Source organism: Pseudolactococcus plantarum, assembly GCF_002441715.1.
In the GTDB taxonomy this organism is placed as follows: domain Bacteria; phylum Bacillota; class Bacilli; order Lactobacillales; family Streptococcaceae; genus Pseudolactococcus; species Pseudolactococcus plantarum.
The window spans coordinates 34,145-60,381 of record NZ_JXJX01000012.1 but is presented as its reverse complement, the minus strand read 5'-3'; the positions used below and the strand labels follow the sequence as shown (position 1 = coordinate 60,381).

General features: G+C 36.2%; 30 protein-coding genes, 1 tRNA gene and 1 other RNA gene. 8 read left to right on the top strand and 24 right to left on the bottom strand.

Annotated elements, in window-relative coordinates; all coding sequences use genetic code 11:
- Positions 1-24 precede the first annotated feature (24 nt).
- From ndk to RU87_RS08425, 6 genes are all read right to left on the bottom strand, one after another.
- On the bottom strand, positions 25-435 hold the full coding sequence (gene ndk / locus RU87_RS08450) for a nucleoside-diphosphate kinase (RefSeq protein ID WP_068164123.1): 411 nt from the start codon (positions 433-435) through the stop codon (positions 25-27).
- 4 nt (positions 436-439) lie between these two features.
- Positions 440-895: a DUF3592 domain-containing protein gene (locus RU87_RS08445; protein ID WP_068164125.1), complete on the bottom strand. Its 456-nt coding sequence runs from the start codon at positions 893-895 to the stop codon at positions 440-442.
- Entirely contained in the window at positions 895-1,662 is a 768-nt protein-coding gene (locus tag RU87_RS08440; RefSeq protein ID WP_068164127.1) for an ABC transporter ATP-binding protein, read from the bottom strand. Before RU87_RS08440 ends, RU87_RS08445 begins: the two co-directional genes overlap by 1 nt.
- Positions 1,652-2,491: an ABC transporter permease gene (locus RU87_RS08435; protein ID WP_068164130.1), complete on the bottom strand. Its 840-nt coding sequence runs from the start codon at positions 2,489-2,491 to the stop codon at positions 1,652-1,654. The genes RU87_RS08440 and RU87_RS08435 overlap by 11 nt, the downstream gene beginning before the upstream one ends.
- A complete protein-coding gene (gene trpX / locus RU87_RS08430) occupies positions 2,488-3,474 on the bottom strand; it encodes a tryptophan ABC transporter substrate-binding protein (protein ID WP_068164132.1) in 987 nt (328 codons plus the stop codon). Before trpX ends, RU87_RS08435 begins: the two co-directional genes overlap by 4 nt.
- Positions 3,475-3,541: 67 nt before the next feature.
- Positions 3,542-3,994 carry a hypothetical protein gene (locus RU87_RS08425; RefSeq protein ID WP_068164136.1) on the bottom strand — a complete coding sequence of 151 codons (453 nt, stop codon included), beginning with the start codon at positions 3,992-3,994 and terminating at the stop codon, positions 3,542-3,544.
- Positions 3,995-4,128: 134 nt separating this feature from the next.
- Between RU87_RS08425 and RU87_RS08420 the strand changes: the two genes are divergently transcribed.
- Positions 4,129-5,760 (top strand): Rqc2 family fibronectin-binding protein, encoded by a 1,632-nt coding sequence (locus RU87_RS08420; RefSeq protein WP_068164138.1) that lies wholly within the window; start codon positions 4,129-4,131, stop codon positions 5,758-5,760.
- A 140-nt stretch (positions 5,761-5,900) separates the two neighbouring features.
- A complete protein-coding gene (locus tag RU87_RS08415; protein WP_068164142.1) occupies positions 5,901-6,878 on the top strand; it encodes an L-lactate dehydrogenase in 978 nt (325 codons plus the stop codon).
- 128 nt (positions 6,879-7,006) lie between these two features.
- On the opposite strand, the gene RU87_RS08410 is transcribed toward RU87_RS08415, so the two are convergent.
- The 6 genes from RU87_RS08410 to RU87_RS08385 all read right to left on the bottom strand — a co-directional run bounded on the left by RU87_RS08410 (position 7,007) and on the right by RU87_RS08385 (position 11,525).
- Positions 7,007-7,714, bottom strand: coding sequence for a Bax inhibitor-1/YccA family protein (locus RU87_RS08410; RefSeq protein WP_068164145.1), 708 nt, complete (start codon positions 7,712-7,714; stop codon positions 7,007-7,009).
- 63 nt (positions 7,715-7,777) lie between these two features.
- On the bottom strand, positions 7,778-8,233 hold the full coding sequence (locus RU87_RS08405; protein WP_068164148.1) for a hotdog family protein: 456 nt from the start codon (positions 8,231-8,233) through the stop codon (positions 7,778-7,780).
- Positions 8,230-8,739, bottom strand: coding sequence for an HD domain-containing protein (locus tag RU87_RS08400; RefSeq protein ID WP_068164151.1), 510 nt, complete (start codon positions 8,737-8,739; stop codon positions 8,230-8,232). The genes RU87_RS08405 and RU87_RS08400 overlap by 4 nt, the downstream gene beginning before the upstream one ends.
- Positions 8,740-8,754: 15 nt before the next feature.
- Positions 8,755-9,690, bottom strand: a complete 936-nt coding sequence (locus tag RU87_RS08395; RefSeq protein ID WP_068164154.1) for a DHH family phosphoesterase — start codon at positions 9,688-9,690, stop codon at positions 8,755-8,757.
- Positions 9,691-9,706: 16 nt separating this feature from the next.
- Positions 9,707-10,990: a DRTGG domain-containing protein gene (locus RU87_RS08390; protein ID WP_068164156.1), complete on the bottom strand. Its 1,284-nt coding sequence runs from the start codon at positions 10,988-10,990 to the stop codon at positions 9,707-9,709.
- The gene (locus tag RU87_RS08385) at positions 10,983-11,525 is read right to left on the bottom strand and encodes a GNAT family N-acetyltransferase (protein ID WP_096835838.1); all 543 of its coding nucleotides are present in this window, start codon (positions 11,523-11,525) and stop codon (positions 10,983-10,985) included. Before RU87_RS08385 ends, RU87_RS08390 begins: the two co-directional genes overlap by 8 nt.
- Before the next feature lie 290 nt (positions 11,526-11,815).
- Between RU87_RS08385 and RU87_RS08380 the strand changes: the two genes are divergently transcribed.
- From RU87_RS08380 to RU87_RS08365, 4 genes are all read left to right on the top strand, one after another.
- Positions 11,816-12,328 (top strand): YbhB/YbcL family Raf kinase inhibitor-like protein, encoded by a 513-nt coding sequence (locus RU87_RS08380; protein WP_068164162.1) that lies wholly within the window; start codon positions 11,816-11,818, stop codon positions 12,326-12,328.
- Positions 12,329-12,935: 607 nt separating this feature from the next.
- Positions 12,936-13,571: a potassium channel family protein gene (locus tag RU87_RS08375; protein ID WP_082782195.1), complete on the top strand. Its 636-nt coding sequence runs from the start codon at positions 12,936-12,938 to the stop codon at positions 13,569-13,571.
- A 374-nt stretch (positions 13,572-13,945) separates the two neighbouring features.
- Positions 13,946-14,104 carry a bacteriocin gene (locus RU87_RS08370; protein WP_068164168.1) on the top strand — a complete coding sequence of 53 codons (159 nt, stop codon included), beginning with the start codon at positions 13,946-13,948 and terminating at the stop codon, positions 14,102-14,104.
- 93 nt (positions 14,105-14,197) lie between these two features.
- Entirely contained in the window at positions 14,198-14,644 is a 447-nt protein-coding gene (locus tag RU87_RS08365; protein ID WP_068164170.1) for a DUF1694 domain-containing protein, read from the top strand.
- Positions 14,645-14,690: 46 nt separating this feature from the next.
- Here the strand turns inward: RU87_RS08365 and RU87_RS08360 are convergent, their stop codons facing one another.
- A complete protein-coding gene (locus tag RU87_RS08360) occupies positions 14,691-15,215 on the bottom strand; it encodes a methylated-DNA--[protein]-cysteine S-methyltransferase (RefSeq protein ID WP_231860453.1) in 525 nt (174 codons plus the stop codon).
- 243 nt (positions 15,216-15,458) lie between these two features.
- Between RU87_RS08360 and RU87_RS08355 the strand changes: the two genes are divergently transcribed.
- A complete protein-coding gene (locus RU87_RS08355; protein WP_068164174.1) occupies positions 15,459-17,123 on the top strand; it encodes a glycerophosphodiester phosphodiesterase family protein in 1,665 nt (554 codons plus the stop codon).
- An 85-nt stretch (positions 17,124-17,208) separates the two neighbouring features.
- Here RU87_RS08355 and ffs read toward each other — a convergent pair.
- The 4 genes from ffs to RU87_RS08335 all read right to left on the bottom strand — a co-directional run bounded on the left by ffs (position 17,209) and on the right by RU87_RS08335 (position 19,801).
- Positions 17,209-17,306: signal recognition particle sRNA small type (ffs, locus tag RU87_RS08350), an RNA gene on the bottom strand.
- A 12-nt stretch (positions 17,307-17,318) separates the two neighbouring features.
- The gene (gene tadA / locus RU87_RS08345; protein WP_269447768.1) at positions 17,319-17,789 is read right to left on the bottom strand and encodes a tRNA adenosine(34) deaminase TadA; all 471 of its coding nucleotides are present in this window, start codon (positions 17,787-17,789) and stop codon (positions 17,319-17,321) included.
- Positions 17,786-18,544: an MBL fold metallo-hydrolase gene (locus RU87_RS08340; protein WP_068164178.1), complete on the bottom strand. Its 759-nt coding sequence runs from the start codon at positions 18,542-18,544 to the stop codon at positions 17,786-17,788. The genes tadA and RU87_RS08340 overlap by 4 nt, the downstream gene beginning before the upstream one ends.
- Positions 18,545-18,844: 300 nt before the next feature.
- Complete coding sequence (locus RU87_RS08335; RefSeq protein ID WP_068164181.1) at positions 18,845-19,801, bottom strand: hypothetical protein; 957 nt, start codon at positions 19,799-19,801, stop codon at positions 18,845-18,847.
- A gap of 229 nt (positions 19,802-20,030) precedes the next feature.
- Here RU87_RS08335 and RU87_RS08330 point away from each other — a divergent pair, with 229 nt between their 5' ends.
- Positions 20,031-20,642, top strand: a complete 612-nt coding sequence (locus tag RU87_RS08330) for a Type 1 glutamine amidotransferase-like domain-containing protein (protein ID WP_068164185.1) — start codon at positions 20,031-20,033, stop codon at positions 20,640-20,642.
- 151 nt (positions 20,643-20,793) lie between these two features.
- On the opposite strand, the gene RU87_RS08325 is transcribed toward RU87_RS08330, so the two are convergent.
- The 7 genes from RU87_RS08325 to typA form a co-directional block, all read right to left on the bottom strand.
- Positions 20,794-21,279 carry a hypothetical protein gene (locus RU87_RS08325; RefSeq protein ID WP_068164188.1) on the bottom strand — a complete coding sequence of 162 codons (486 nt, stop codon included), beginning with the start codon at positions 21,277-21,279 and terminating at the stop codon, positions 20,794-20,796.
- Positions 21,280-21,429: 150 nt separating this feature from the next.
- Positions 21,430-21,503, bottom strand: a tRNA-Arg gene (locus tag RU87_RS08320).
- Between the two features lie 114 nt (positions 21,504-21,617).
- A complete protein-coding gene (locus RU87_RS08315; RefSeq protein ID WP_082782196.1) occupies positions 21,618-22,856 on the bottom strand; it encodes an LCP family protein in 1,239 nt (412 codons plus the stop codon).
- 67 nt (positions 22,857-22,923) lie between these two features.
- A complete protein-coding gene (locus tag RU87_RS08310; protein ID WP_068164218.1) occupies positions 22,924-23,439 on the bottom strand; it encodes a GNAT family N-acetyltransferase in 516 nt (171 codons plus the stop codon).
- 70 nt (positions 23,440-23,509) lie between these two features.
- The gene (gene tsaE, locus RU87_RS08305) at positions 23,510-23,929 is read right to left on the bottom strand and encodes a tRNA (adenosine(37)-N6)-threonylcarbamoyltransferase complex ATPase subunit type 1 TsaE (protein ID WP_068164221.1); all 420 of its coding nucleotides are present in this window, start codon (positions 23,927-23,929) and stop codon (positions 23,510-23,512) included.
- A 42-nt stretch (positions 23,930-23,971) separates the two neighbouring features.
- Positions 23,972-24,199, bottom strand: coding sequence for a DUF3165 family protein (locus RU87_RS08300; RefSeq protein WP_143471402.1), 228 nt, complete (start codon positions 24,197-24,199; stop codon positions 23,972-23,974).
- Between the two features lie 26 nt (positions 24,200-24,225).
- Positions 24,226-26,061, bottom strand: a complete 1,836-nt coding sequence (gene typA / locus RU87_RS08295) for a translational GTPase TypA (protein ID WP_068164226.1) — start codon at positions 26,059-26,061, stop codon at positions 24,226-24,228.
- Positions 26,062-26,237: the final 176 nt, after the last annotated feature.

Below are 26,237 nucleotides of genomic sequence, written 5' to 3'. Positions count from 1 at the left end.
CTGTCTCACGACAGATTAATTGTTTTAGTCAAACCAAAGTGCGATTTCACGTTGTGCTGATGCTGCACAGTCTGACCCATGCACGATATTTTCAACAGAGCCATCATCAGAAGCATGCGCAAAGTCGCCACGTATTGTACCTGGTAATGCATCTGAAGGGTTAGTGGCACCCATCATCTTACGCCAAGAATGGATCACATCCCCGCCAGTCATTACCCCAATGACAACAGGACCAGATAGCATATACGACACAATTTCATGATAAAAAGGCTTATCAACTAAATCAGCATAATGCTGATCTAACATGTCTCGTGTCACTTCACACATCTGTAATTTTTCAATTGAAAATCCACGACGCTCAGCTCTCTCAAGGACTAAGCCAACTAGAGATCTGCGGACACCATCTGGTTTAATGATAAAAAATGTTTTTTCCATGTTACTATTTTGCTCCTTTTTCTTGTTCTGCTATGGCTACTTCACTATCATGAGCTATTTCTTTTACTTTATGAATCAACCAATACTCAAACCCTAACACTAAGATGATTAAAACAGACCACCCAATCATCACCGAAGCAAAAATCAGCAATACTGTTGCAGTTGGTTTCATGTAAATTTTTTTCGGATCATGTTGATTCACATAAACGGTTATTTTATCGCCAACTTTGCCCAAATTTTGTATCACATTTGCCACGGGTATTGAGGTGTAGTGAACATCTTTGTAGTCATATGCGACTTTTTTCTTATTGTCAACTTTAATCACTTGAGCTGTAACAGCAGTTTTAGGTGCCTTATGTTCAGTCAGGTAACGTTGAAAACTCATACCACCAGCAAAGAGTAAAATCAAGGCAAACACAGCTAAGATAATGCGTGATAACCGTTGTAAAAATTTCGTCATTAGTCAAATATCCTATAGAAGTCTTCTAATTTCATCTGTTCTTTTTCAACAGAGTTATGATCTTGGATGATCTTACCATCTTTCATGACGATCAACCTGTTACCATATTTCAGTGCATCTTCCATATGATGCGTAATCATCAAGGCTGTCAACTGTTGCTGTCGTACGATTTCCTGAGTCAGTTTCATCAAGGCTTTAGATGTCTTTGGATCAAGAGCTGCAGTATGCTCATCTAATAGTAACAATTCTGGTTCAACGATTGTCGCCATCAGTAGACTTAGTGCTTGACGCTGTCCACCTGATAAGTTACCAGTCGGCACCTCTAGATGTGCTTCTAATCCGTTACCAATTTGTGCGGCTAATTTGATAAACTCTGATTTATATTTGTTAATCTGACGTAATTTCAGGGTTCTTTTCTTCCCACGACGTGAGGCAATCGCAAGATTTTCAACACCTGTCATACGCGGGGCAGTCCCCATCTTAGGATCTTGAAACACACGAGAAATAAACGCAGCACGTTTCTCTGGTGTTTTTTTTGTGACGTCAACACCTTTGATCCAGACAGATCCTGACGTCAACGTTAAAGTACCAGAAATCGCATTAAATAACGTCGACTTACCAGCACCATTACCACCTAAGATCGTAATAAAGTCTGTTTCATAGATGGCTAAATTCACATCATCTAAGATCACTTTTTTCTCATCGCCATTTTCAATGATTTTTGTTGCATGCCGTAATTCGATAATCGGAAGGTTATTAGTTACCATTTAGTTTGACCCCCTTAAATACTTTCGCTTTTAAAGTTGGAATCATTAAGCAAGATGCTAAGATAATGGCACTAAATATTTTGAGATAGTTGGTGTTAAAGCCTAGCTTAATCACAGCCAGTATCAAAAACTGATAACAGATGGCACCGATGACGATAGCAATCAACCGCTCAAATAGCGAGACATTACCAAATAAAACTTCACCGATGATAATACTAGCTAGACCGATGACAATAACACCTAGTCCCTTAGAGACATCAGCATAACCATCATTTTGGGAGATGAGCGCGCCTGATAAAGCAATAATCCCGTTAGAGACGATCAAGCCTAATAGCTCCATCCGATCCGTATTAATCCCAAAAGACTTTGCCATGTCCATATTATCCCCTGTTGCGATAAAAGCCTGTCCAAGCTGTGTATTTAAAAAATAAAACATCAGCACTAAGACTAAGACAACAGCAATAACACTAATCCATGTCCCTTTTAGTTTATCTAAGCCGAGTAAGCCAAGATTAGCTCGCCCCATCACCATCAACATCACTGAATTACAGGATGTCATGACTAAGATACCAGCCAGTAAAATCGGAATTTTACCTTTTGTATAAAGTAGACCAGTGACTAATCCTGCTAAACAACCTGCTACGAAAGCAACTAGAGTCGCGACTAATGGTGTTGCCCCTTGTGTAATCATCGTCACAGCGACTGCACCACCCAGTGGAAACGAGCCTTCTGTTGTCATATCAGGAAAATTTAAAATCCTAAATGTCATGAAAATACCAAGACCTAAAATCGCCCACAACAAGCCTTGATTAATGGTTGAAACAATCATTTTTTCTCTACCGCAACTTCTTTATATTTTTCTGGAATCGTAATCCCTAAAAGTTTAGCTGTATCTTTATTCGCTACTGGTGTTGTTTTATTATAGAATTCAACTGGTAACTCTGATACTTTTTTACCTTTTAAAACTTGTGCTGCCATCTTACCTGTTGCAACACCTAAATCATGTTGATTAATCGTTACAGCTGCTAAACCACCTTGTGCAACCATCGTATCAACAGATGGGAAAACTGGTTTTTTAGCCGCATTTGATAATGCAATAACAGTTGAAAATGCTGATGCGATTGTGTTATCTACTGGCACATAAATCGCATCTTCTTTTGATAAGGCAACATTTACGATTGTCGTCACATCATTAGTAGATGACACGGCATATTCTGAAACTTCAAGACCTTTTTCAGCAGCTTCTTTTTTAAATTCTGCGACTTGTGATTTTGAGTTATCCTCAGAAGAACTATACAAGACACCAATCTTTTTAACATTAGGTGTCAATGATTTAATCAACTCAATTTCTTTATCGACTGGGAATTTATCAGACACACCTGTGATATTACCTTCAGGTTTTTTAACATTTTTGATTAACTTTGCACCAACTGGATCAGAAACTGCCCCCATGATAACAGGGATATCTGATGTCGCATTGACTAACCCTTGTGCTGAAGGAGTCGCAATACCTATCAATACATTATTTTTTTGATCTACTAATTGGCTTGACATCGTTGTGACTTTTGATTGATCTGCTTGAGCATTATAAAAGTTAATTTTTGCTTTAGCATAGCCTTCATCAGCTAAACCTTCTTTGATACCGGCATAAATTTCATCTAAAGCAGGATGCGTCACAAATTGTAAGACACCAACTTTAACTTGATCATTTTTGACAGTGTTTTGTTGCTTCATAAATTTGGGAATCATAACCGATAAAATACCAATAATGATAATTAACCCGACAACAAGTAACATTTTTTTATTCTTCATTTTACCTTCTATACTCCTCTTACTGTATCAATAACAGTGGTTTGAAACCAGCTGCTATAGCTATTCATTACGATTTAAGTTGGGCAAATAGTTTATCGTCAATCTTAGTTTGATCTGTTATCTTGATCTCTGATTGTTTCACACCATCTTGAAAAGTCACAATGTTAATTGCGCTATCATCAAGGGCTAATGACGCAATAAACTTATCACGATACAAGTCTTGAAAAACATAGACTTTTTTTGTAAGACCTAAAGTAGGTTGTTGATTTACGAAGGTATCGAAGCGTTTATTTAACCCAGTATTTTTAGCATTTAATAGGATAACTGTGACGTTTTTTTGAGTCAAGACTAAATTTTTAACATTGTTTTCTGGTACTGCTAGAACATGATCAGTTGTTGTCACTTTAGGAACAACTTTCATTTCCTCAAGTCGAATACGATGTTGCATGCCTGGCGTCAAAATAAAGATCAGAAAAATAACAATTAACGATGCACCAATGATGCTTAATTTTCTAGTCATGTCTCCATTATAACGGAAAATGAGACATTTTACAAAAAATTCTGATAAAATAGGATTATACAATATTAAAACTCGGTCAGATAAAATATGAAGATAACTACTCATTTTTTGTCTGAAATAGAAATAGGTGATATATGTCATTCGATGGTATTTTTTTACACCATATGACCAAAGCATTAGCTGATACATTAATTGGCGGTCGTATCCAAAAGGTCAACCAAGTATTCAGTCATGAACTGGTATTACAAGTACGTAGCCAACAAAAATCACATAAATTATTGATTTCTGCTCATCCTACCTTTAATCGGATTCAGCTCACAAATACAGTATTTGAAAATCCCAAAACACCGTCCACTTTTACCATGATTCTACGTAAATACCTCAGTGGTGCGTTTATTGAAAATATTTATCAAGTCAATAATGACAGACAAATCATCTTTGAAATCTCTTCAAAAAATGAAATCGGTGATAGCATGAAAATTGCTCTAATTTCAGAGATTATGGGAAAACATAGTCATATCATTTTGATAGATAGACAGTCAAATAAGATATTAGAATCCATTAAACATGTCGGTTTTTCTCAAAATAAGTATAGAACAATTCTACCTGGTGCCACTTATATCGCACCACCAGATGATGGCAAACTAAACCCTTTTTCAGTGTCTGATGAAAAACTATTTGAAATCCTTCAGACAAAAGCAAACTTGCAAGAAAGTTTCCAAGGGATTGGTCGTGATAGCGCCGCTACACTATCTCAGTTAAGTTTAGCTGAGTTTAAATCTGTCTTAACAACGCCTATTCCTAGTATCTATGATAACGATACGTTTTCGGCTATTGCCCTTTCTGAACACTACGAACGCTTTGATACGCTATCTGATATGTTAGATACTTATTATCGGAATAAAGCTGAACGTGATCGTGTTCGACAAGTCGCTGGAGAGGTCATCCGAAAAGTGACTGGCGAGTTAGATAAAAATCGTAAAAAACTAAAAAAACAGCTGAAAGAGTTACAGGCAACTGCAAATGCTGAAACTTTTAGACAAAAAGGCGAGTTGTTAACCACTTTTCTACATCAAGTGCCCAATAATAAAACAAGTATTACCTTAGATAATTACTATACCAATGAACCGCTTGAAATTGCACTGAATCCAGCCCTTACCCCTAATCAAAACGCACAAAAATATTTCCATCGATATGCCAAACTTAAACAGGCCGTCAAATTTTTAGATCAACAAATCGATACAACCAAACAAACGATCACTTATTTGGAATCTGTTGAAAATGCTTTGAAACAGGCAACAGTTGCTGAGATCACAGATATCAGAGAAGAGTTAATTCAAACCGGATTTATCAAACAAAAACACAGAACTAACAAAAAACAAAAACTACTACCACCTGAAAAATATATTGCGACAGACGGTACAGTCATCCTTGTTGGTAAAAATAACTTGCAAAACGAGCAAGTCAGTTTTAAACTGTCCCGAAAAGGCGACCTTTGGTTTCATGCTAAAGATATTCCTGGCTCGCACGTCCTCATCACTGGTAATCCAACGCCTTCTGACGAAACGATTACCGAGGCGGCTGAACTGGCTGCTTATTTTTCAAAAGCTCGCCTTTCAAATCTTGTACAAGTCGATATGATCGATGTCAAAAAACTACATAAACCGACTGGTACACCACCAGGTTTTGTCACTTACGTCGGTCAACAAACTGTCCGCGTGACTGCAGAAGAAAACAAGATACAAGCTATGAGGGCAACGAAATAACTGTGTTCATCAAGAAAACGGTTTCAGTAATTTTCTTGAAAAATTTTTATTTTCTAACTGACAAGCTACCATTTATATGTTATAATTTACGTGGTTGAAAAACTTGGGAAACCAAGAATTTGAAAGGAATTCATATCACAATGACTGATGTAAAATTGCACAAAAAAGTTATCCTCGTAGGTGACGGAGCTGTAGGTTCATCTTACGCATTCGCACTTGTAAACCAAGGTATCGCTCAAGAACTTGGTATCGTGGATATTTTTAAAGAGAAAACTGAGGGTGACGCAGAAGATTTAAGCCACGCATTGGCTTTCACTTCTCCAAAACACATCTACTCAGCAACTTATGCTGATGCACATGATGCTGACCTTGTTGTTTTAACAGCAGGTGCTCCTCAAAAACCAGGTGAAACTCGTCTTGACTTAGTTCAAAAGAACCTACGTATCAACAAAGATGTTGTAACTCAAATCGTTGATTCAGGTTTCAATGGTATTTTCCTTGTTGCTGCAAACCCAGTAGATATCTTAACTTACTCTACTTGGAAATTCTCTGGTTTCCCACAAGAACGTGTTATCGGTTCAGGTACTTCACTTGACTCAGCTCGTTTCCGCCAAGCACTTGCTGAAAAAATCGGTATCGATGCGCGTTCAGTCCATGCTTACATCATGGGTGAACACGGTGACTCTGAATTCGCAGTTTGGTCACACGCTAACGTAGCTGGTGTTAAACTTGAACAATGGTTACAAGAAAACCGCGATATCGATGAGCAAGGTCTTGTTGATCTATTCATCAACGTTCGTGATGCTGCATACTCAATCATCAACAAAAAAGGTGCAACTTTCTATGGTATTGCTGCTGCATTGGCACGTATCACTAAAGCTATCTTAGATGATGAAAATGCTGTTCTACCACTTTCTGTATACCAATCAGGTCAATACGGTATTGAAGATGTCTTCATCGGTCAACCAGCTATCGTTGGTGCTCACGGTGTTGTTCGTCCAGTTAACATTCCTTTGAATGATGCTGAACAACAAAAAATGGATGCATCTGCTAAAGAACTTAAAGCAATCATCGATGAAGCCTTCTCACAAGAAGAATTCAAATCAGCTGTTAAATAAGTCAATTATATTTTTATAAATATAAAACTCTCTCATCATGTTTGATGAGAGAGTTTTTTGATGTTCAAAAAGCTCTTTTATATCAAAAAAAAACATCTCAAAATGAGATGTCTCTATAAGTTATTAGGTTAATCTCTACTACTTGTTACACCTAAGATTCTTAAGATTGAAATAAACAAGTTGATGAAATCTAGATACAGGCTAAGGGCCATACTAACTGCCCAACCATCGGTTACATTACCATTTGCTTGGTAGTAAATCTTTTCTATTTTTTGATTATCCCAAGCGATTAAACCTGAGAAGACGATAACCGTAATGATAGAAATGAAGAACTCCATACCTGATGAGCCAACAAATAGATTTACAACACTTGCGATAATAATACCGATCAAGGCTGCAAACATCGCTTTCCCAACACCTGATAAATCACGTTTTGTTGTTTTACCAAATAACGATAAAACAAAGAACATACCAGCCGATATTGCAAATGCAATCGAAATCGTTGAGATATCAAAATAGGCTAAGGTAAAACTTAAGGTGAAGCCGTTCAGTGCTGAAAAAGCAATGAAGGCTGGTAGCGCCATAGGAGAATTCTTTATCGCCATTGGCGTCACCGCAACAACTAAGATCATCTCAATGATCCATAATACAAATAAAATCCATGAACTTGTTGTTAAAATAGTTGCGATATTTTCAGCAAACATAGTCAGTGTAATAAACGCTACAACTGCACTCACCGCAATCCCCATACCTACTAAAGCATAGATGCGAGCGAAGAAATCAGCAAGTGAGAACTTCCCTGTTTGTTGATTTGTTTCAAAAATTTGATTATCCATATAATCCCTTTCTGTTATAGTATTCATAATACCTTCGGAAACTTGTTTTTTGTTACTACACAATCAACCCAATTCGCTTTCTGGTAAAGGTGGCTGTACCAAGACGATAGCGTCAGCAACACGTTCATCATTTCTGACGATTTCGATGTTGATCGTGACTAAATCTTTGTTGGTATCAATTTTGATAATTTCAAAATTAAAACTCAACAAATCATTACGAAATATTTTTTCGATCAAGTTTAGATTCACGTTCACAACATGACTACCTGGTCCAGGTAAGTGTTTGTTGATGGTTGACGTGATGATCCCAAAAATCAAAGCAGTTGGGACAACCGGTTTAGTCAACCCAAGTTCCTTAATATAATCATACTGTAAATAAAGTGGATTGTCATCATTCGTAAGACCGAGATATAATAAAATATCTCGGTTTTTGATCGTTTCAGATAGGCTAAATGTCTCACCTTCTACCAATTCATCTATTGTTTTACCAACTTTTATATCTTGATTTTGCAATTTCATTGACTAATTTTTTCTTTCCTCAGGTGTTTACGATAGCGCCATTTTAGTCTCATCAACTGTGACCATTCCTTAATCGCTACATAATCATCTACAAAAGTGACAACAAAACTTTCTTTGTAGCGCGGTGGCGCAATTGTTGCTCCCCACATATGTTTGATGATGATATCTTTTTCAAGTTTAGAGATGTGTGTAATTTTTTTTGCATTTTGATAGGCAATTCTGGGATGAACATAGGCATGACTACCTTCATCGAATTTCGTTTCACGCCAATCGTAATAAAAAAGGTCATGCAAAAGACCGGCACGGGCTGTCGCTTTTTTATTCCAACCAAATTTTTTAGTGATTTTATAAGACGTATAACTCACGTTTAAAGAATGTAATAAACGCGTAGAGATATAGTGATGTGTGAATTCATCCAATTTTTGTACTTCTGCTGTATCTAACAGTGGAGCCACATACGACATATACTCAGCATCATATAACCATGGAAAATCTTTTTTATTCATACCTTTATTATACCACTATTTCTTAAAAGCGACTAAATTATGTCTTAATTGCTCAAAAATTTCATCATTTTCTGCTAAAGAATAACTATTGGCCCCACTAGCTAAGGGGTGTCCACCGCCACCATGTAATTTAGCAATCTCATTTATTGTTGCCTCTTTAGATCTCATGCGAACTCGGTAATGACCATCTGCCTGCTCTACAAAAATAGCCCAAGTCTTAATCTCAGAAATCTTGCCAGGTGCTGACACAATAGCGGATGTTTCAGCGTCAGTTATCTCATGTTTTTTCATAAAGTCTTGGGTGATGACGATACGTGCAACACCTTCTCCTGAGATATCTAGATTTTCATAGACATAGCCTTGTAGCCTCGCGATTTTCATATCGAAGCTATCCATCTCTCTCATCAGTCCCGCACGATCAAACTCTCGTTCTGCTAATTTTGCAGCAGTATAGAGTGTTTTAGGTGTTGTGGCTGGATATAGAAAACGCCCAGTATCCCCAACAATACCTGCATATAAGAGTTTAGCTGCTGCAGGAGAAACTGTTAAGTGATGCTCAAAAGCAAAATTAGCAATAATTTCTGAGGCAGAACTTGCTGTTGTATCTACAAATCGTAAATCACCATACGCATCATCATTTGGATGATGGTCAATTTTGATCAAAAAGTCGCCTGTTTGATAGCGTTTGTCATCGATTCTTGAGGTATTAGCAGTATCTGTCACGATGACTAATTTACCTTTAAACTCAAGGTCTGATACTTGATCCATCACGCCTAAAAAGGATAAACTCGGCTCATCAAATCCCACAGCATTAATCTGTTTTTCCGGGAAATTAGTCCTGAGGATTTCTCTGAGACCTAACTGACTGCCTAAGGCATCAGGATCCGGATTTTGATGTCGATGTATGATGATCTCGTCATATGCGTTTATTTTTTGTAGTATCTCATTCATGTTTTATTCCTTAATGTTAATTTATTTGTACAGTGACAAGAATCTTACTAATAATTTGATAATCTAGATAGATCTCAAAATCGATCGTCGCACCAAGTCGTGTTTCACTAATAATTTTTGGGAAGACTTCCAACTCATCATCAATAGATACAGCACCTAAAAAGTATAGGGTCATCGATTCGATAATAATATTTTTCCGTTTCGTTTTCGTCATCACGCGCGCAGCAATATAGCTAATAATCTCAACTAGCATCCCATTTGCGATATTTCCGACATTATTCATCATAAACGGTTCAACCACAAACGCATAATAAGACTGCACTTCTTTCACAGCATTAATCACTTCATCAGATAAGGTATGTGAAAATTGGCTTTGCTCAGACGACTCTTGCATGCTACGCAACATGTCAGACTTACTAATAATCCCTGCAAATGTGTTATCAGCGTTGATAACTGGCATCATATCATACCCATCAAATATCATTTTTTGACTAGTTGAAGCAACTGTCATATCAAACTTTGCAAGTCTTGGATGTGACGTCATCACTTTATCGATCGTCGTGCTGTTTTTCTTACCAGTCACATCACGCATGCTCACAACACCCACAACATAATTCGCTTTGTTCAGCACGGTAAATCTTGATTGATTCGTCTTTTTCACAAGATCTAAATAATCTTTGACAGTAGACGTTTCAAGTAAGGTAGCTGCTTTGCTTTGGTAAACATCTGCTACAGTTGTAATCTCTTTTTTAATTAGTTCATTTGATAAGGCCCGATTAATACGACTGGCTACGGTAAAGGTATCAAAATCAGTTCTAAGCACCGGAATACCTTGTGCATTAGCACGTGCTAAAACCTCAGGCTCTATATCTACACCACCTGTGATCAAGACAGCATTTTCTTCATCAAGTGCTAGCAGCTGAATATCTGTACGATCGCCTACGATTAATAAGCCACCGTGCGTCAGATATTTTCGGATGTTTTGCTTTGTCATGGCACCTATCGCAAATTTGCTGAATACCTGTGATAATCCTGCTTCACCTGCCATCACTTCTGCACTAGCAATTTTTGAGATTTCACCAAAAGTCAGCGTTTCGATAACGCGTTGTGCTTGATTAGCGATACGAGTTGTACCAGAGCGATCATTTATAGAAACAAGTCCTCGTGATTGGGCCTCTTTTATCGCTCGATAAGCTGTACCATCTGACACACTGAGACGATTAGCAAGGCCTCTAACGCTGACTTTTTTACCGATTTCCAAATCATCGATATAATCCAACAACTCTTGATGTTTACTCATGATTTCCCTTCCTGTATCTTTTAAAGACTTTCAGTACCTTGGTGTAAGGACTTAGTGCTTTATAGGTTTCTACACTATGGAATTGTGCTTTTTCAGCCACCTTAATCGATCCTAAATTATCACTATCAACGACAATATCGATATGGGTTAACCCAAATGTCTCTAAAGAAAATTCAGCTATTGTTTTAACCACTTCAGTCATCAAGCCTTGTCCCCAATACCTTTGATTGAGGACATAGCCTATCTCTGCAGAACGATTTTTTTCATCTAATTTCACAAACGTAATCGTCCCAATCATCTGATGATCAGTTTTATGCTCAATCGCCCATTTCCCTAGAGGAGCCTTCATAAACATATTGGCTATAATTAATCTTGTCTGAGCTATATTATCGTGTTTTGGAAACACGTAGACTAAATTGTCAGCTTGACTCGCATAACTAAACATATCTGCTGCATCAGCCATCGACAATGGCCGCAAGAGTAACCTTTCAGTTTCGATAATATTGAAAGTTGCCAATTGTTCATAAATATTCATAACTGTATTATATCACTTTATCATCACAGGCTGCAACAGATAGCCAAAATGCTATCGTTAAGCGATTTTTAGCATAGTACACTTTATTAATTCTGCTTTTTTATCTAAATTAGTAGTGTGCTGGATGCTCATTTGTGATAAATACAATTAAAAACAGAAGATTACCTTCACTCGTTAATCCCCTCTAAAGTTAATACTTAGGTCAATTGTTATACACTGTATATTTTTTCTTGTATAACCTTGCCGATAGTGCTAAAATTAAAAACGAATTATGGATGAATTGAGAAAAAATGAAACTTACAATAAATACAGTTGCACATTACTTACCTGAAAAATACTCAAAATATGCAGAAGATACATACCGCTACAAAGATCAACCTGTCCTATCATTCCCATTTAGTGTTGAAGACTTACCAACAGACACACACTATATATCTTTTTCTTTCATTGATCATGATGCTGTGCCAGTTTGTGGGTTTTCTTGGATTCATTGGTTAGTTGCTAATGTCAAAACAACTGGTACTACGATATACATTCCAGAAAACTTTAGCCTTGACCTCTCCGATGGTATACAAGGTACAAATAGCTTTGCTTCCGTATTTGTGGGTGAAACAGACCCTAAACTCACACAACACTATGTCGGTCCTACACCACCAGATAAAGATCATCATTATACATTAACTGTCTACGCTTCAAAAGAAAAACTTAACTTAACACCAGGGTTTTTCTATAACGACATGAGAAACTCATTAACAAACAATATACTGGCTAAGACATCAATTGAGATTTTAGCAAAAAGTTAATCCCTTACTGCAAAAAAAGCGTACACCATTTCGTTATGTTTATATCGACTGTGGTGATTATGTCCGATTTTGTTATGAGCAGCAACAGTGGTTAATATAAGTTATCATACTCATCTTGGTACCTATAGCTATGGTCTGATATTATTCGCTGGTATCCTATTACTACTGCTAATCAAAACATGAACTAGTCAAGTTTCTACAACTTTTGACCAGACTACCTGATAAATACTTATCGTCTGTTCAGGTCTTCTGACATTTTTTCAAATCTTGGATAGGCTATCTTTTATCTTTTATCTTTTAATTTTCGATACGCAATCAAGCCTTGAAACAAAAGTTAATAAATAAGAGAACGGTTACTTAAATTAACTGTTACATAATGTTTTACGACTGCTAAAGGTTAAATGAGAGAATATTTAAAAAATATTGTAAAGACTTTTGTCTTATGGTAAACTTAGTACAGTAAATAAACTAGTCTATCCTTTTAGGCATAACAAACCAGTGTAACAAGATAAAATTAAATTGATACCCTGAAAGTATAAATTCGCTACAAATTCCAGTGGCTATCATATTGATAACGTGTTAACTACCAACCTAGATTGTCTTTTAAATGATAAATAAAAATATTAATATATTTTACAAGATATATAACAGTGACATATATACCATTTCAATTGTTATTTTGGCACTTTTTTCGATTTTTTTCCCACTTACAAACACCCAAGACCTCTGTATAGATGCCATATTCATCGCAGACTTGATCTTATCAACTTTTCTTTTTGTGAAGTACGCTAAAAAGAAGAGTATCAAAGCTTACTTTAAACTCCATACTTTTGATATCATTTCGTGTATTCCTTTACAGTTTTTAAATATTGGTAAACTTTTTCGTTTTGTTAGGCTAGTCCGAACGACACGACTATTGAGATTAAACAGAACATCTAGCTTTTCAATCAAACCAACGTTAACCAATCTTTTCAAATTCGATACCTTTAAAGAACTTTTTATCTATTTCGCTATCTATCTGATCGGTAATGCATATATTTTTGAAGAGATTGAACACACGTCTTTTTTGAATGCGATTTATTGGGTAATGACAACTATTACAACGGTAGGCTATGGTGATGTCTCACCCACGCATCCAACAACAAAAATACTGTCAATGTTTCTCATGATTATAGGTGTTGCCACAATGGGTTATATCAATGGTGCCATCATATCAGTTGTAGTCACGCAAAATAAAAAATAACTTTACTATCGCTACTCAATCATATACGCAATGATCTGCTTGATTACTCGACACGAATTAACTGTTAACAGATAAAAAGCTTAACCTAGCTGCAAACTGCTAGGTTAAGCTTTTTATGCTATAATAATGGTATGACTTTTTTAGAATTAGTTATCGTAACTAACTGATCAACTGTCATCACACCTGACTAATAGATGACTAGTCTTAACGACTAATCTGAGCAGCTTGTTGTGATTAAGCAAGATATGCCTTGTTTTCTCTTATGACTTAAAACCGCTTTCTTGCCCAACTGCTTATAGCATCTGCTATTAGTAACTCAAACCCTTGTGGCAATGCAACGCCACATCCCTTTACCTAGAAATGGAAGTACTACCATGAAAAAAGATGACATTATTACCTTATCAAATGGTCAAAAAGCAACGATCATTAGAGGAGACGAATCATATCTAGCTAACAGCTATGTTGTACAACTCGAGGATGGTCAACTACGTATGGTAGATAAAAAGACGCTAACACTTGCGAGAGCTAAGTAACATCACACCTAAATTGCGATACTTTTTAAGACGTGATATATCTAACAAACTAATTTCAGTTAAAGCGCTTCCTATTTATGTTAAACTAGAATTATGAATGATTTAGAAAATAGGCTTGACCGTGCCTCAAGCGGTGAATATCGACTAAACCCTGATGAACAAAAACACTATCTAAATACTTATAGAGAACGTGTCCTGTTAACCATTGACTTAGCTGATGCACAAAATTTACTACTTAAACCGCATTTTGATGCTATTTTGAGTCGGTTTGATAACCAGGATGAGCATGTTTTTGTTAAAGTATGTGGTAAGTTACCAGATGAGCTTTCAGGGTATTATCTGAAACTTGCAGCAGATCATCACTTTGAAGGACAAATTTTAGCTGAAGCTGATGCGGATTGTTTTGGCATCGTCCTACATACCGATCATGCTGTTAATCACGAAAAAATTAGTCTAGCAGACTGTTTTCCAGAGATTAATTTAGCAGAGCAGCCTAAGCAACCCGATAAAAAAAGTTTTTTCAATAAACTATTTGGATAACCTAACGCCCTACTTAAACAGATTAAGAAGGGCGTTTTTAGTTGCGTTAAGGGACATATAACCGCTTCATATCTACACCCTCTAATCTTAACAAGTATGCTTTATTTTCTATACCACCTGCATAACCAGTCAAGCTACCAGTTGATGCGATAACGCGATGACAGGCAATGATGATCGAGATTGGATTATGAGCAATTGCAGCGCCAACTGCTTGGCTAGACATACTGGGTTTACCCATCTGCGTGGCTACTTTTTGTGCGATATGACCATAAGTCATCACCTTGCCATAAGGGATATCAGCTAGTAGTTGCCAAACGATTTGGCGAAATTCACTCCCGCGAGGTGCTAACTCTAGATTAGCTACATCTGGTCTTTGTCCACAAAAATACTGATCTAACCAAGTTTTAGTTTTCTCAAATATCGGCAAATCATTTTTTTCTATCGTCGGCTGCTCTAGTGTTGCACCAAAATACTTTTGCTCTGCTAGCCATAACCCTACTAGTTGTTGCCCATTACTAGCTAAAGTCAAGTCTCCTATAGGAGACTGGTAAGTCGTTAACATGTCTACCATCCATACACTCCTTCATCTATTCTTAAAGCATAACTATCTTTTTACTGTTTAAGTGATGTTAGTCTATCGATAAGTGAGTGACTACTGATACTCACTTAGTTATCTATACGATTTTAAACGCTTACAAGTCAATTTGGTTTCATGACCTGAACCCTTTCTTTCTGCTTAGCTTATGCTATACTAAAGTTAGAAATAGTTAATATTATTTTAATTATTCAATTATTTTATCATAGGAGTAAGCATATGCAGACAAAGAAATTAAGCAACACCACCTATCTCATGATGATTATTTTTGCATTCAATTTTCTTAGTGCAAAATTTATTCACTATGTCTTATCATTCAGTCCAGATGCTTATACGATAGATACCTCAAGCATTAAAAATCTCATCGACTTTTTATCTGGTCACGCGCTTATTTATGTTGTAACTCTCGTAGCATATTTGTTTATATTTATTATATTTGTCATGTCAATCAGCTTCATTGTTTTACTGATGCATGATAAATTAACATGGCATAACTTTCTGCGTGCTAGTAAACGGCCAAAATTGTCTTTATTTATACTATGCTTGGTCATTGTTTTATTACCCTTTAATGAAATCGGTTTAAAAATGCCAATCGCAACTTATATGACAATCCCCAAAACATTTGTGGTAATGGGTGCTAAGCCACTGATATTAAGCTTATTTGCTGTTGTTTATATCGGTATCCTCTTACTTGTCTTGCGATTGAGCTATATGCCTTATTATATCATTATTGACGATATAAGACATCAAAGCTTAATCGTTAAAAGTTTTCAGGCAACAAAAAATAAAACGCTTAAACATTTTCGTCAATTAATCACAGTTGCTTTTAAATTCATTGCGTTCTTTGCTTTTTTCTCAATCATACAGCTAGCAATCGATCTACTCGATCATAGAAACTGGAGCGTCTTTTCAGCAAACCTCTTTATCGCCATATTAGGTGGTATCTTGTACTTTTACACAGCTAAACTCATCTTGATGTTTTTAGCAACGCCTACAGATACCATCAAAAAACAACAAGGTCTTCCCTTAGTTAGTAAACTAAGTACTGCATGTCTCATCGCTATCATCGGCTTTACATCTATTTATTTTTCAGGAAAACAATTAAAAATAAACCGTCCTGATTATCTTGTCATGGCACATATGGGTATCTCATCTAAAGATGATATTCCAAACTCAATAGATAGCTTAAAAAAAGCTAATGCTGCAAAACCAGATTACGTTGAAATCGATATTCAAAAAACAAAAGATGGCCAGTATGTTTTAAGTCATAATACATCAATCAAAACCAAGCAAGATAAAACTTATGACATCGGTAAATATAGTTGGGATCAATTAAAAACGATCTCATTTACTGAGGGCAAACATACGACAACATTAACAAATTTTGGTGATTATTTAGCATTGGCAAATCAGTTAAAACAAAAAATATTAGTTGAACTTAAATTCAATGATACAGTCACGGATAGTGAATTAAAAGACTTTGCTGATCAGTATGGTGCACAATTAACCGAAAATAAAGCACAGTTGCAATCCTTGAATCAAAACTCTCTTGTTCGACTTCATAAATTTGTTAAAAATGACCTTGGGCTTTTATCCCCAATTCAAAACAAAATCACAGCCTCAACATTAAATCAGTTTTATGCGATTGAATACTCAAGTTTAAATCAAGATACTGTCACGCGTGCACTTGATGATAATAAATTAATTTATGCTTGGACTGTTGATGCAAAGAGAGATTTAGCAACGGCTTATGCCTATGGTGTTCAAGGTTATATCACCGATCAACCTGGCCCAACACGGACATATCTAGAAAAAATAGCAAGTCGTCCCCACTACTCTCCTGTCATAAATGGGGTATTACTCTTTAAGCGCTCAGATTTTTAAAGTATGAGTCATCAAAAAAGTGTACTGGTGTACACTTTTTTTTGATGACTAAGATGTTTATAGTCCTATATAGCTGTATGGTTTATTTGATCAAACAAAAAAGGCACATAGCAATCATACTTAGAGCTGCTTGCTTCCGCACCTGACCCACTTCATAAGATTACTATTGCCTCACTTATAGTATATCACAAATAATTATTTTTTTCGTCTATTTTTAAAAAAATTTTGCATGATATTTGCACACTCCTCAGCTAGAATATCTGATTCGACGTGTAATCGATGGTTTAAGCGTTCATCTTCAAGGATTTGGTACAAAGATACCGCTCCGCCAAACTTTGGATTAGTCGCCCCAAAATAGACCTCTGGCAAGCGAGATAGAGAAATAGCACCTGAACACATGACACATGGTTCAATCGTGACAAATAATGCACAATCCAATAGGCGCCAATTTTCCACCACATCATTGGCTTGATCGATCACACGAATCTCTGCATGATGTGTCGCTTTTTGATGCCGTTCCCTAGCATTAAAAGAGCGTGCAATAATTGTTTTATCTTTAACGATGACAGCCCCAATAGGCACCTCACCATAATCAGCTGCTTTTTGCGCTTCAATCAAGGCCTCACGCATGTATTGTTCTTTTTCATCCTGTGTAAAATCGCTCAAAACGTATTAAAATCCCAAGTTTTATGTGGTTTCGCTAATTCAGTTGTAATCTCTCCTGCTACGTCTTGTGCTTCACGGCGTAACTGCTCCAAATCACCAAACTGAGGTAGATGTGTCAAAACTAATTTTTTCACATCAGCCTCACGCGCAATACGTCCTGCCTCTACACTTGATAAATGGTTAGGCATATTTGATTTATCAGCGAAAAAATAAACATCTGCTAATAGCATATCCGCATCTTTTGAAAACGCAATTAACTCATCAAACCAACCAGTATCAGCTGTAAATAGCAAGGTTTGACCTGTTTTTCTTTCCGTAATTCTCATCGCATAACAGATTACCGGGTGAACCGTACGTTTAAAAGTAATATCAAATGGCCCTACTTTTTGAACACCATCAACTTGATAAGCAATCCCTTGGGACACACCATCAAGCGTCAATTTTTCAAATTCATGAGGATCTTGATCATGACCATAGATGTCTAAAATGGCACCATCCCACTCTGGATCTGTTTTTGGCCAAAGTTGTCGATATTGACGTAGTACACCTAAATCTGCAATATGATCTTCGTGGTAATGACTGATGATCGCCGCATCTATCAGAAGTGGCGATAGTTCATGTTCAAGTTCGGTTACTGCGCGACTACCAGCATCTATCAGTAGATTAAACCCTGAATTACTTGAAAGCAGATAAGACGTCGTCCCACTGTCTTGATGCGGATATCCCCCCAAGACACCTAGAGCTGTTAATTTCATAGCGTATTTCTCCTTTGTCAAAACTTTATATTGTTAGTTTAACATATTTTACTTTAGTTTAGGTTAAGAAGTGTGTTTTATACTTATTGTATACCATAAATAATTGGTTCATACTCCTCATATGATTAGCTACTTGTTTTTTATCATACAAATAGCTGTAAGACACAACTCTGCTTAAGTCTCAGAGTTGTTTTTTATTTCTCAAACGATTAAGGCGATGCTAACTGAAACCCAAAAAAGCAAGTGCAACAGCACTCACTTTTTATTCAACTGATGTAGCTAAATCAATATCTTGATTAATTATTGTGCAATACCTGTAGGCATTAATTTAGAGAAAAGATTAGATAATTCGTTGCTACTCTTTATAATGTTCTCATCTTTTGGCAGTGAGACTGTGACTTTTTTGTTATCATAACTTACATCATAAGTCACATAACCAGATAAGCCGATACCGTTTGTTTTGTCACCTGTAAAGTTCATTTTTGTATTAGCTGTTTTCTTTTTATTATCTAAAGTAATTGTTGTTGATTTAATGACTTTAGCAATCTCAGCTTCTAAATCTTTATCCTTTGTAGCTGACTTGAGTGAATCCTGCGATGATTTTGGCAACTCATCCATGTAAGTCTCAACTAATTTTGCTAACTCTTTACCTGATAAAGTTAACGTAATCGCTGAACCATCTTTTTTGAAATTAGCTTTATCCATGGATTTCAGTGTCTTTTCCACTGCTTTTTGACTATCTTCAGATGTTACTGACTTGACTTCTGTTGCTTTTTTATTATTTTCTTCTGCGATAGCGAGTACATCAACATATTTGTTTTTTAAACTAGTCGTATCTACTGTTTGAGCCGGCATACCTGTACTTTGACTTGCCATATTTAAATAAAAGTTTAAAATCGGCCCCATATTATCCAGTTTCAGATAAGGTGTTTCACCTTTAATCAAAAATGCTAATGGGAACTCTTGTCCCAACAAGGTAATCGTTGTATTAACCGCCTTATTTTTTCCATCTGTACTACTATCTCCAGATAATTTGACCCCAGATAAATAGCCATTAATCATTGGTGCATAAAGTTGATATTTGCTATCCCCTTTGACTTCAACATGATTCAAATTCATATCAAATTTTTGATATGATGCTTTTGATAATTCTTGACTATACTTAAAGAACTCTGTTTTATTGTCTTTAGCACATCCAGACAATGCAATGATACCAACGCCACCAATCACAACAGCTGTTAATAATTTATTTTTCATTTTATCTCCTTAAATCCCTATATATAATTATTTATCCTTATATCATCATTTTAACATATTTGTTTAATGTTTTTTAATTATTAAATGTATTATTCATATACTTTTTTATACAGTAAACATAATCCCCCCCTTAAAGAATAGTAGCTGTTTATCATAGACTGTGATATAATGATGCTACTTTACGATGATCTGACATGATCACTAAAACTTATTCAAAAAAGGATATAGGATGAAAAAACTATTTTTAACAGCCTCATTTAGCCAAGTGTCAAAGTACTTACCAGAATTTGCCAATGAACCCTTAGCAGGTAAGCGTATCACGTTTATCCCAACAGCAAATGTACCACAATCAAACCATAGCTATGTAGAAGCAGCTAAAGCCGATCTAACAGAACTTGGCTTAATCGTCGATGTACTTGACGTATCTAGCGCTTCTGCATTTGATATCCAACGTAAACTGTCAGATAATGATTATATCTATGTCTCAGGAGGCAACACCTTCTTTTTACTACAAGAATTAAGACTAAGTGGTGCTGATATACGTATTATAGAGCAGGTTAATAAAGGCAAACTCTATATAGGAGAATCAGCAGGTTCTGTCATTACATCGCCAGACATCGCCTATCTATCAGCCATGGATAGTATGAAAAAGGCACCACTATTAGTTGACACACAAGGACTAAACTTAGTTGACTTTTATACATTGCCACATTATACTAATGTACCTTTTGAAGCTGAGGCACAACAAATAATTGATAACTATGCTGATAAAATAAACCTACAACCAATTTCAAATACGCAATATATCACAGTATTAGATGGAGTGATCACACGCTCATAAGCGATTGTAGCGTTATAGTAAGTAGACTAAAAAGACACAATCGTCTTGATATGACCATTGTGTCTTTTTTCCTGTCTTTTGACCTCCAGTAAACTCACATTTGTAACGCTACTAGGCTGTGTTTTTGCTAAACCAGAGAAAACGGATCACTTTATAGTTTTTCATGTTGCCAAAAACGATTAAAAATAGTCAATAGTATTGGGAAAAAAATAGCTGTTGAGATCGCATGAGCAAGATCAAAACTCAATCCATTCAACCAAAATATCAAGAATGGACTCCCAAACAAATATGCTGAATACAAAGAAATAAAAAAGCCATAACAGAGTGTCAGTATAAAAATAAAGCATGTTCTGAGAATGATATTGTTGACTTGCTTTAACATAAAACTACCCAATACTAAAATAATGGCATATGATAGTATTTGACCGATAATAATGATTGAAAATCCCATCACTATACCTGTTACCACCATCGTTAACGCACTCACTAGTATGGCATCTACTAACCCAATATATAAGATTAATACAAAAAATAATGCTGTAATTGGTTTGATATTCGGGAAAGCACCCATACTAATTCTGAGCACACTAGCAAGCGACGTTAATAATGCGATTGTCGTTATCTTTCGTGTTGTCATCCTTATCCTCCGACAGTTAAGACTATATAGGCTACAAAATAGACTAATAGTCATCACCGTAACTCCTGCATATCAGTCTATATTTTCAAAAATTTTTGCACAAGAAAAGCTCTAAACCCTTTTATATATAGGATTTAGAGCTTCATTGAATGATCCCAGCAGGATTCGAACCTGCGACCGTTCGCTTAGAAGGCGAATGCTCTATCCAGCTGAGCTATGAGACCAAACACAACTACTAAATTTTATCAAAAACTAGTAGTTCTGTCAACACCTACTTGTCGGCTCTTCAGTTTCGACAAAAAAGAAGAACTTAGATGCAACAAACCTGTTAAGTCAACCTACTGAGCACTATCTGACTGACTAGTATCTGAATGAGCGCTATCTGAGATTGCCGCTTCAGAGCCATCAGGTTTCAGGACTTTTTCAGTTGATTTGCCATCGACAGTTGTCGTAACTGTAGGTGTAACAGAGCTATCTGCTGATCCACCATAATAATTTTCAAACGTCACTATATTAGGGGATAGACTTGAGATCGTCTCTTTACCTAGAGATAAACGCAGTGCATTTTGAGCAGCTAAAAGGTTATCTGCTGGCATAACTTGATAAGAAATATCTGAAATCATCTCTCCAACGCCTTGAAGTTTTATTGATTTAATTGTTTTAAAGGCATCTTTATACCCTAGAAGACTTTTTAATGAACTACCACTGACTGCAAAATCAGTTTTCATGTTACCTGAAATAGCTTTCAATATTTTTTGATATTTGGTAATCGAATTTAGATTTAAAATTTTGCCAACTAATTGTTCGATGACCTCACGTTGTCGTGCTTGTCTACCAATATCTCCTTCGGGATCTTGATGACGCATTCTTGTATATACGAGGGCTTGATCCCCATTTATATGTTGCTTACCAGGTGCAACTGATGCTGTATACTCTGGTTCTGTTTCAGCTATTGAAATCGTGTCTCCGAGTGTATTATTCACATCAACACCACCTACGGCATCTACTAATTCTTTAAGCCCATTCATATTGATCAAAGCATACTTATCAATATTTAACCCAATTTGTTGCTGAATTGTCGATACGGCATCAACTGCACCACCTTGCGCGTAAGCTGCATTTAATTTTTTTGTATCAATTGTTGTGCCATCTTTATCGATGATGTTTGTCAACATATCTCTTTCCAATGACACCATAGTCGTGGTATTTGTCTTTGGATTCACTGTCATCACAATCATCGTATCTGATTGACCAGACCATGGATCACTACGGTCAGCATCACCAGTATCTACACCCATCAGCAAGATCGTCAATGGTTCAGTAGCTTTTATAGAGTCATCTGCCTTCTTACTTGATTTCAATCCCAAATCAGAGAAAGTAGACTTAAGCACATTCTCTGTTGTATTTAAAACGACAGCACTATAAGCGAAGACAGCACCCAGAAATAATAACAATGCAACTATAGAGCTAATTAATATTTTTTTCCATAGACGCATTTTGGGTTTGCCATTTTTTTTAAACTGACGACGAGACGTTTTAAACGTTCTACTATGTGTATTTTTCAGACTTCTTTTCATACTATCTATTTTAGCAAAAAATGAGCATTTTTACTTTGAAATAACAATTTGTTATCAACTTGTAATCTCAGTCATAAAATCTAACCATTTCAAGTACATCGATTAATTGACCGTTTTCATCTCTAGCACCAAACTTTCTAGTTGATTCTAATTGAAAGCCAAATTTTTCATACATCAATACAGCTTTTGTATTGCGTTTTTGAACTTGAAGTTCCAAGCGTTTAATCATGCCAGCTTCCTGAATATATGCTAATAAGTCAGTCATTAACAGTTGGCCGATACCATATCCCTGATATTTTTTCCCCACTACAATAAATAATTCACCGATGTGCTTAATCCGGTCATGGAAATCTGCAGTCACACTGATCACACCCACAATGTCATCACCTAGAAATGCCAGTAAATATAAGTTATTCTGTTTTTCCTGAATTTGGTTAAGATATTCTGCCATTTGATCAACTGACATCAAAATTCCCGCATCATCAAGTGTCAAAAAATGTGATTCCTTACCGACTGTATTCAAAAAATCAATTAACTGCTGCGCATCTCTACTTTGTGCTTCTCTGATAATAATTTCTGTCATGCTAGTCCTTTCCACTATGAAGCTTACACAATCTGATTAAAGCTCATACACTACTACCCTCTATACGGCTCTATAGATACTGATGATAATGCTCTCCATGAGGCTTTAGTGTAAGATTACGACCATCTGCTGTATAATCAAATATAATCTCTAAATAATTATCTGGTAGATCTTGAGCTAGCAAATTCCCCCATTCAATCACCGTCACACCAGTATTAAACAGATACTCGTCTAAATCTATCGAGTCAGGATCGTCTCCAATACGATAAACATCCATATGGTATAGAGGTAGTCGCCCTTCATACTCTCTGACAATCGTATAAGTAGGACTTTTAATCATCTGCTTAATGCCTAATCCTAAGCCAATACCTTTAGTAAATGTCGTTTTTCCTGATCCTAATTCACCAGTCAAGACAATCACATCTCCTGCTTGTAACTGTTCACCCAATTTTTGCGCAAACTTTTTCATATCTATTTCATTCATAATCATAGCTTTATTATAACAAAAAAACAGGGGTTCACCTGTTTTTTCTTATTGATTAATTTCGCGTAATGCGATGATCATCAACGCTAGTCCTGACAAAATAATCAAGCCTTGCAAGATAGATGTTTTATTTTGAATAATTAACCCAAGGACAATAGTTACAGATAAAACTGACCCAATAATGATCACAAAAAGATTGAGACTTTTTTTTATTTCATCTGGAATGAGGAAAAGATAACATAAGATAAATAGTACAAGTACAATTAAATAAAACATCATCTATCCTCTCTATTAATTTAGGCTTATCCTTTTTTCTTTTTATTTGCTTTTTCGCGTTCTGCTTTGTTTAAGATTTGTTTACGAAGACGAATTGATTCAGGTGTTACTTCTAGGAATTCATCATCTCCCATAAACTCAATTGATTCTTCCAAAGTAAGGATACGTGGTGTTTTGATAACATTAGTTTGGTCTTTGTTAGCTGAACGGACGTTTGTCATTTGTTTAGCTTTAGTCACATTTACAGTCAAATCATTCTCACGAGAATGTTCTCCGATAATCATACCTTCATAGACTTCAGTACCTGGATTAACGAAAATTGTACCACGTTCTTCTACACCCATGATGGCGTATGTTGTCGTTTTACCAGTATCGATAGATACAAGTGCACCACGACTACGACCACCGATTTGTTCGTGAATCATAGGCATATATTGTTCAAATGTGTGGTTCATGATACCATAACCACGAGTCATAGATAAGAATTCAGTTGAGAAACCGATTAAGCCACGAGCTGGTACAAGGAAGATTAAACGAACTTGACCGTTACCAGTGTTAATCATGTCTTGCATATTTCCTTTACGTTCAGAAAGTGCTTGAATGATTGACCCTTGGTATTCTTCTGGTGTGTCAATTTGAACACGTTCAAACGGCTCAGAACGCACACCGTCAATTTCACGTTCAATAACCTCAGGACGTGATACTTGAAGTTCATATCCTTCACGACGCATTGTTTCGATTAGAATTGACAAATGCAACTCACCACGACCAGAAACGATCCAACGATCTGGTGAATCAGTTGGGTCGATACGAAGTGAAACGTCTGTTTGTAATTCTGATTGTAGACGTTCTTCAACTTTACGTGATGTTACCCATTTACCTTCGCGACCTGCAAAAGGTGAATTATTCACAAGGAAAGTCATTTGTAGCGTTGGTTCATCGATGTGAAGAATTGGTAATGGATCAACATGATCAGATGGTGTCACTGTTTCACCAACAAAGATATCATCCATACCAGAAACCGCGATTAAATCACCAGCTTTAGCTTCTTGAATTTCGATGCGATCTAATCCGAAGAAACCAAACAATTTAGTAACACGGAAATTCTGTTTAGAGCCATCAAGTTTAGACAAGGTAACACTGTCACCCACTTTGATTGTCCCACGGAAAACACGTCCGATACCGATACGCCCAACGAAATCATTATAATCTAGTAATGATACTTGGAATTGTAACGGCTCATCAGAGTTATCAACTGGTGCAGGAATATGATCAATGATTGTTTCAAACAATGGTGCCATTGTGTGTTCTTGCGTGCTCAACTCATCAGATAAACTTGATGTTCCGTTGATTGCAGATGCGTAAACAACTGGGAATTCAAGTTGATCTTCATCAGCACCAAGTTCAATCAAGAGTTCTAATACTTCATCTACAACTTCTTCAGGACGTGCAGATGGTTTATCAATTTTATTCACAACAACGATTGGTGTTAAGCCTTGATCTAAAGCTTTTTTCAATACAAAACGCGTTTGTGGCATTGTACCTTCATAAGCATCGACAACTAATACAACACCATCAACCATTTTCATGATACGTTCAACTTCACCACCAAAGTCCGCGTGACCTGGTGTGTCTAAAATGTTGATATGTTTATCTTTGTATTTAACTGCTGTATTTTTAGCAAGAATCGTGATACCACGTTCTTTTTCAAGATCGTTTGAATCCATCGCACGATCGTCAAGATGCGCTCTAGCATTTAGTGTATCAGATTGTTTTAGCAGTTCATCGACAAGCGTTGTTTTACCATGGTCAACGTGGGCTATGATTGCGACATTACGAATGTCTTCGCGTAATTTAGTCAAGATTTTACCTCATAATTTGAGACCAAATCTAAAAAACGCAGAGTTGCGAAACGTAACGCAATATCACTTGAGCACTTTTTAGAGATGACCTTTATTCTATTTTCAACTTTATAAGTATAACATATTTTCTGAAATTTGCAAGGAAATTGGCTATCTGCCCTCATTTTCTTGTCATG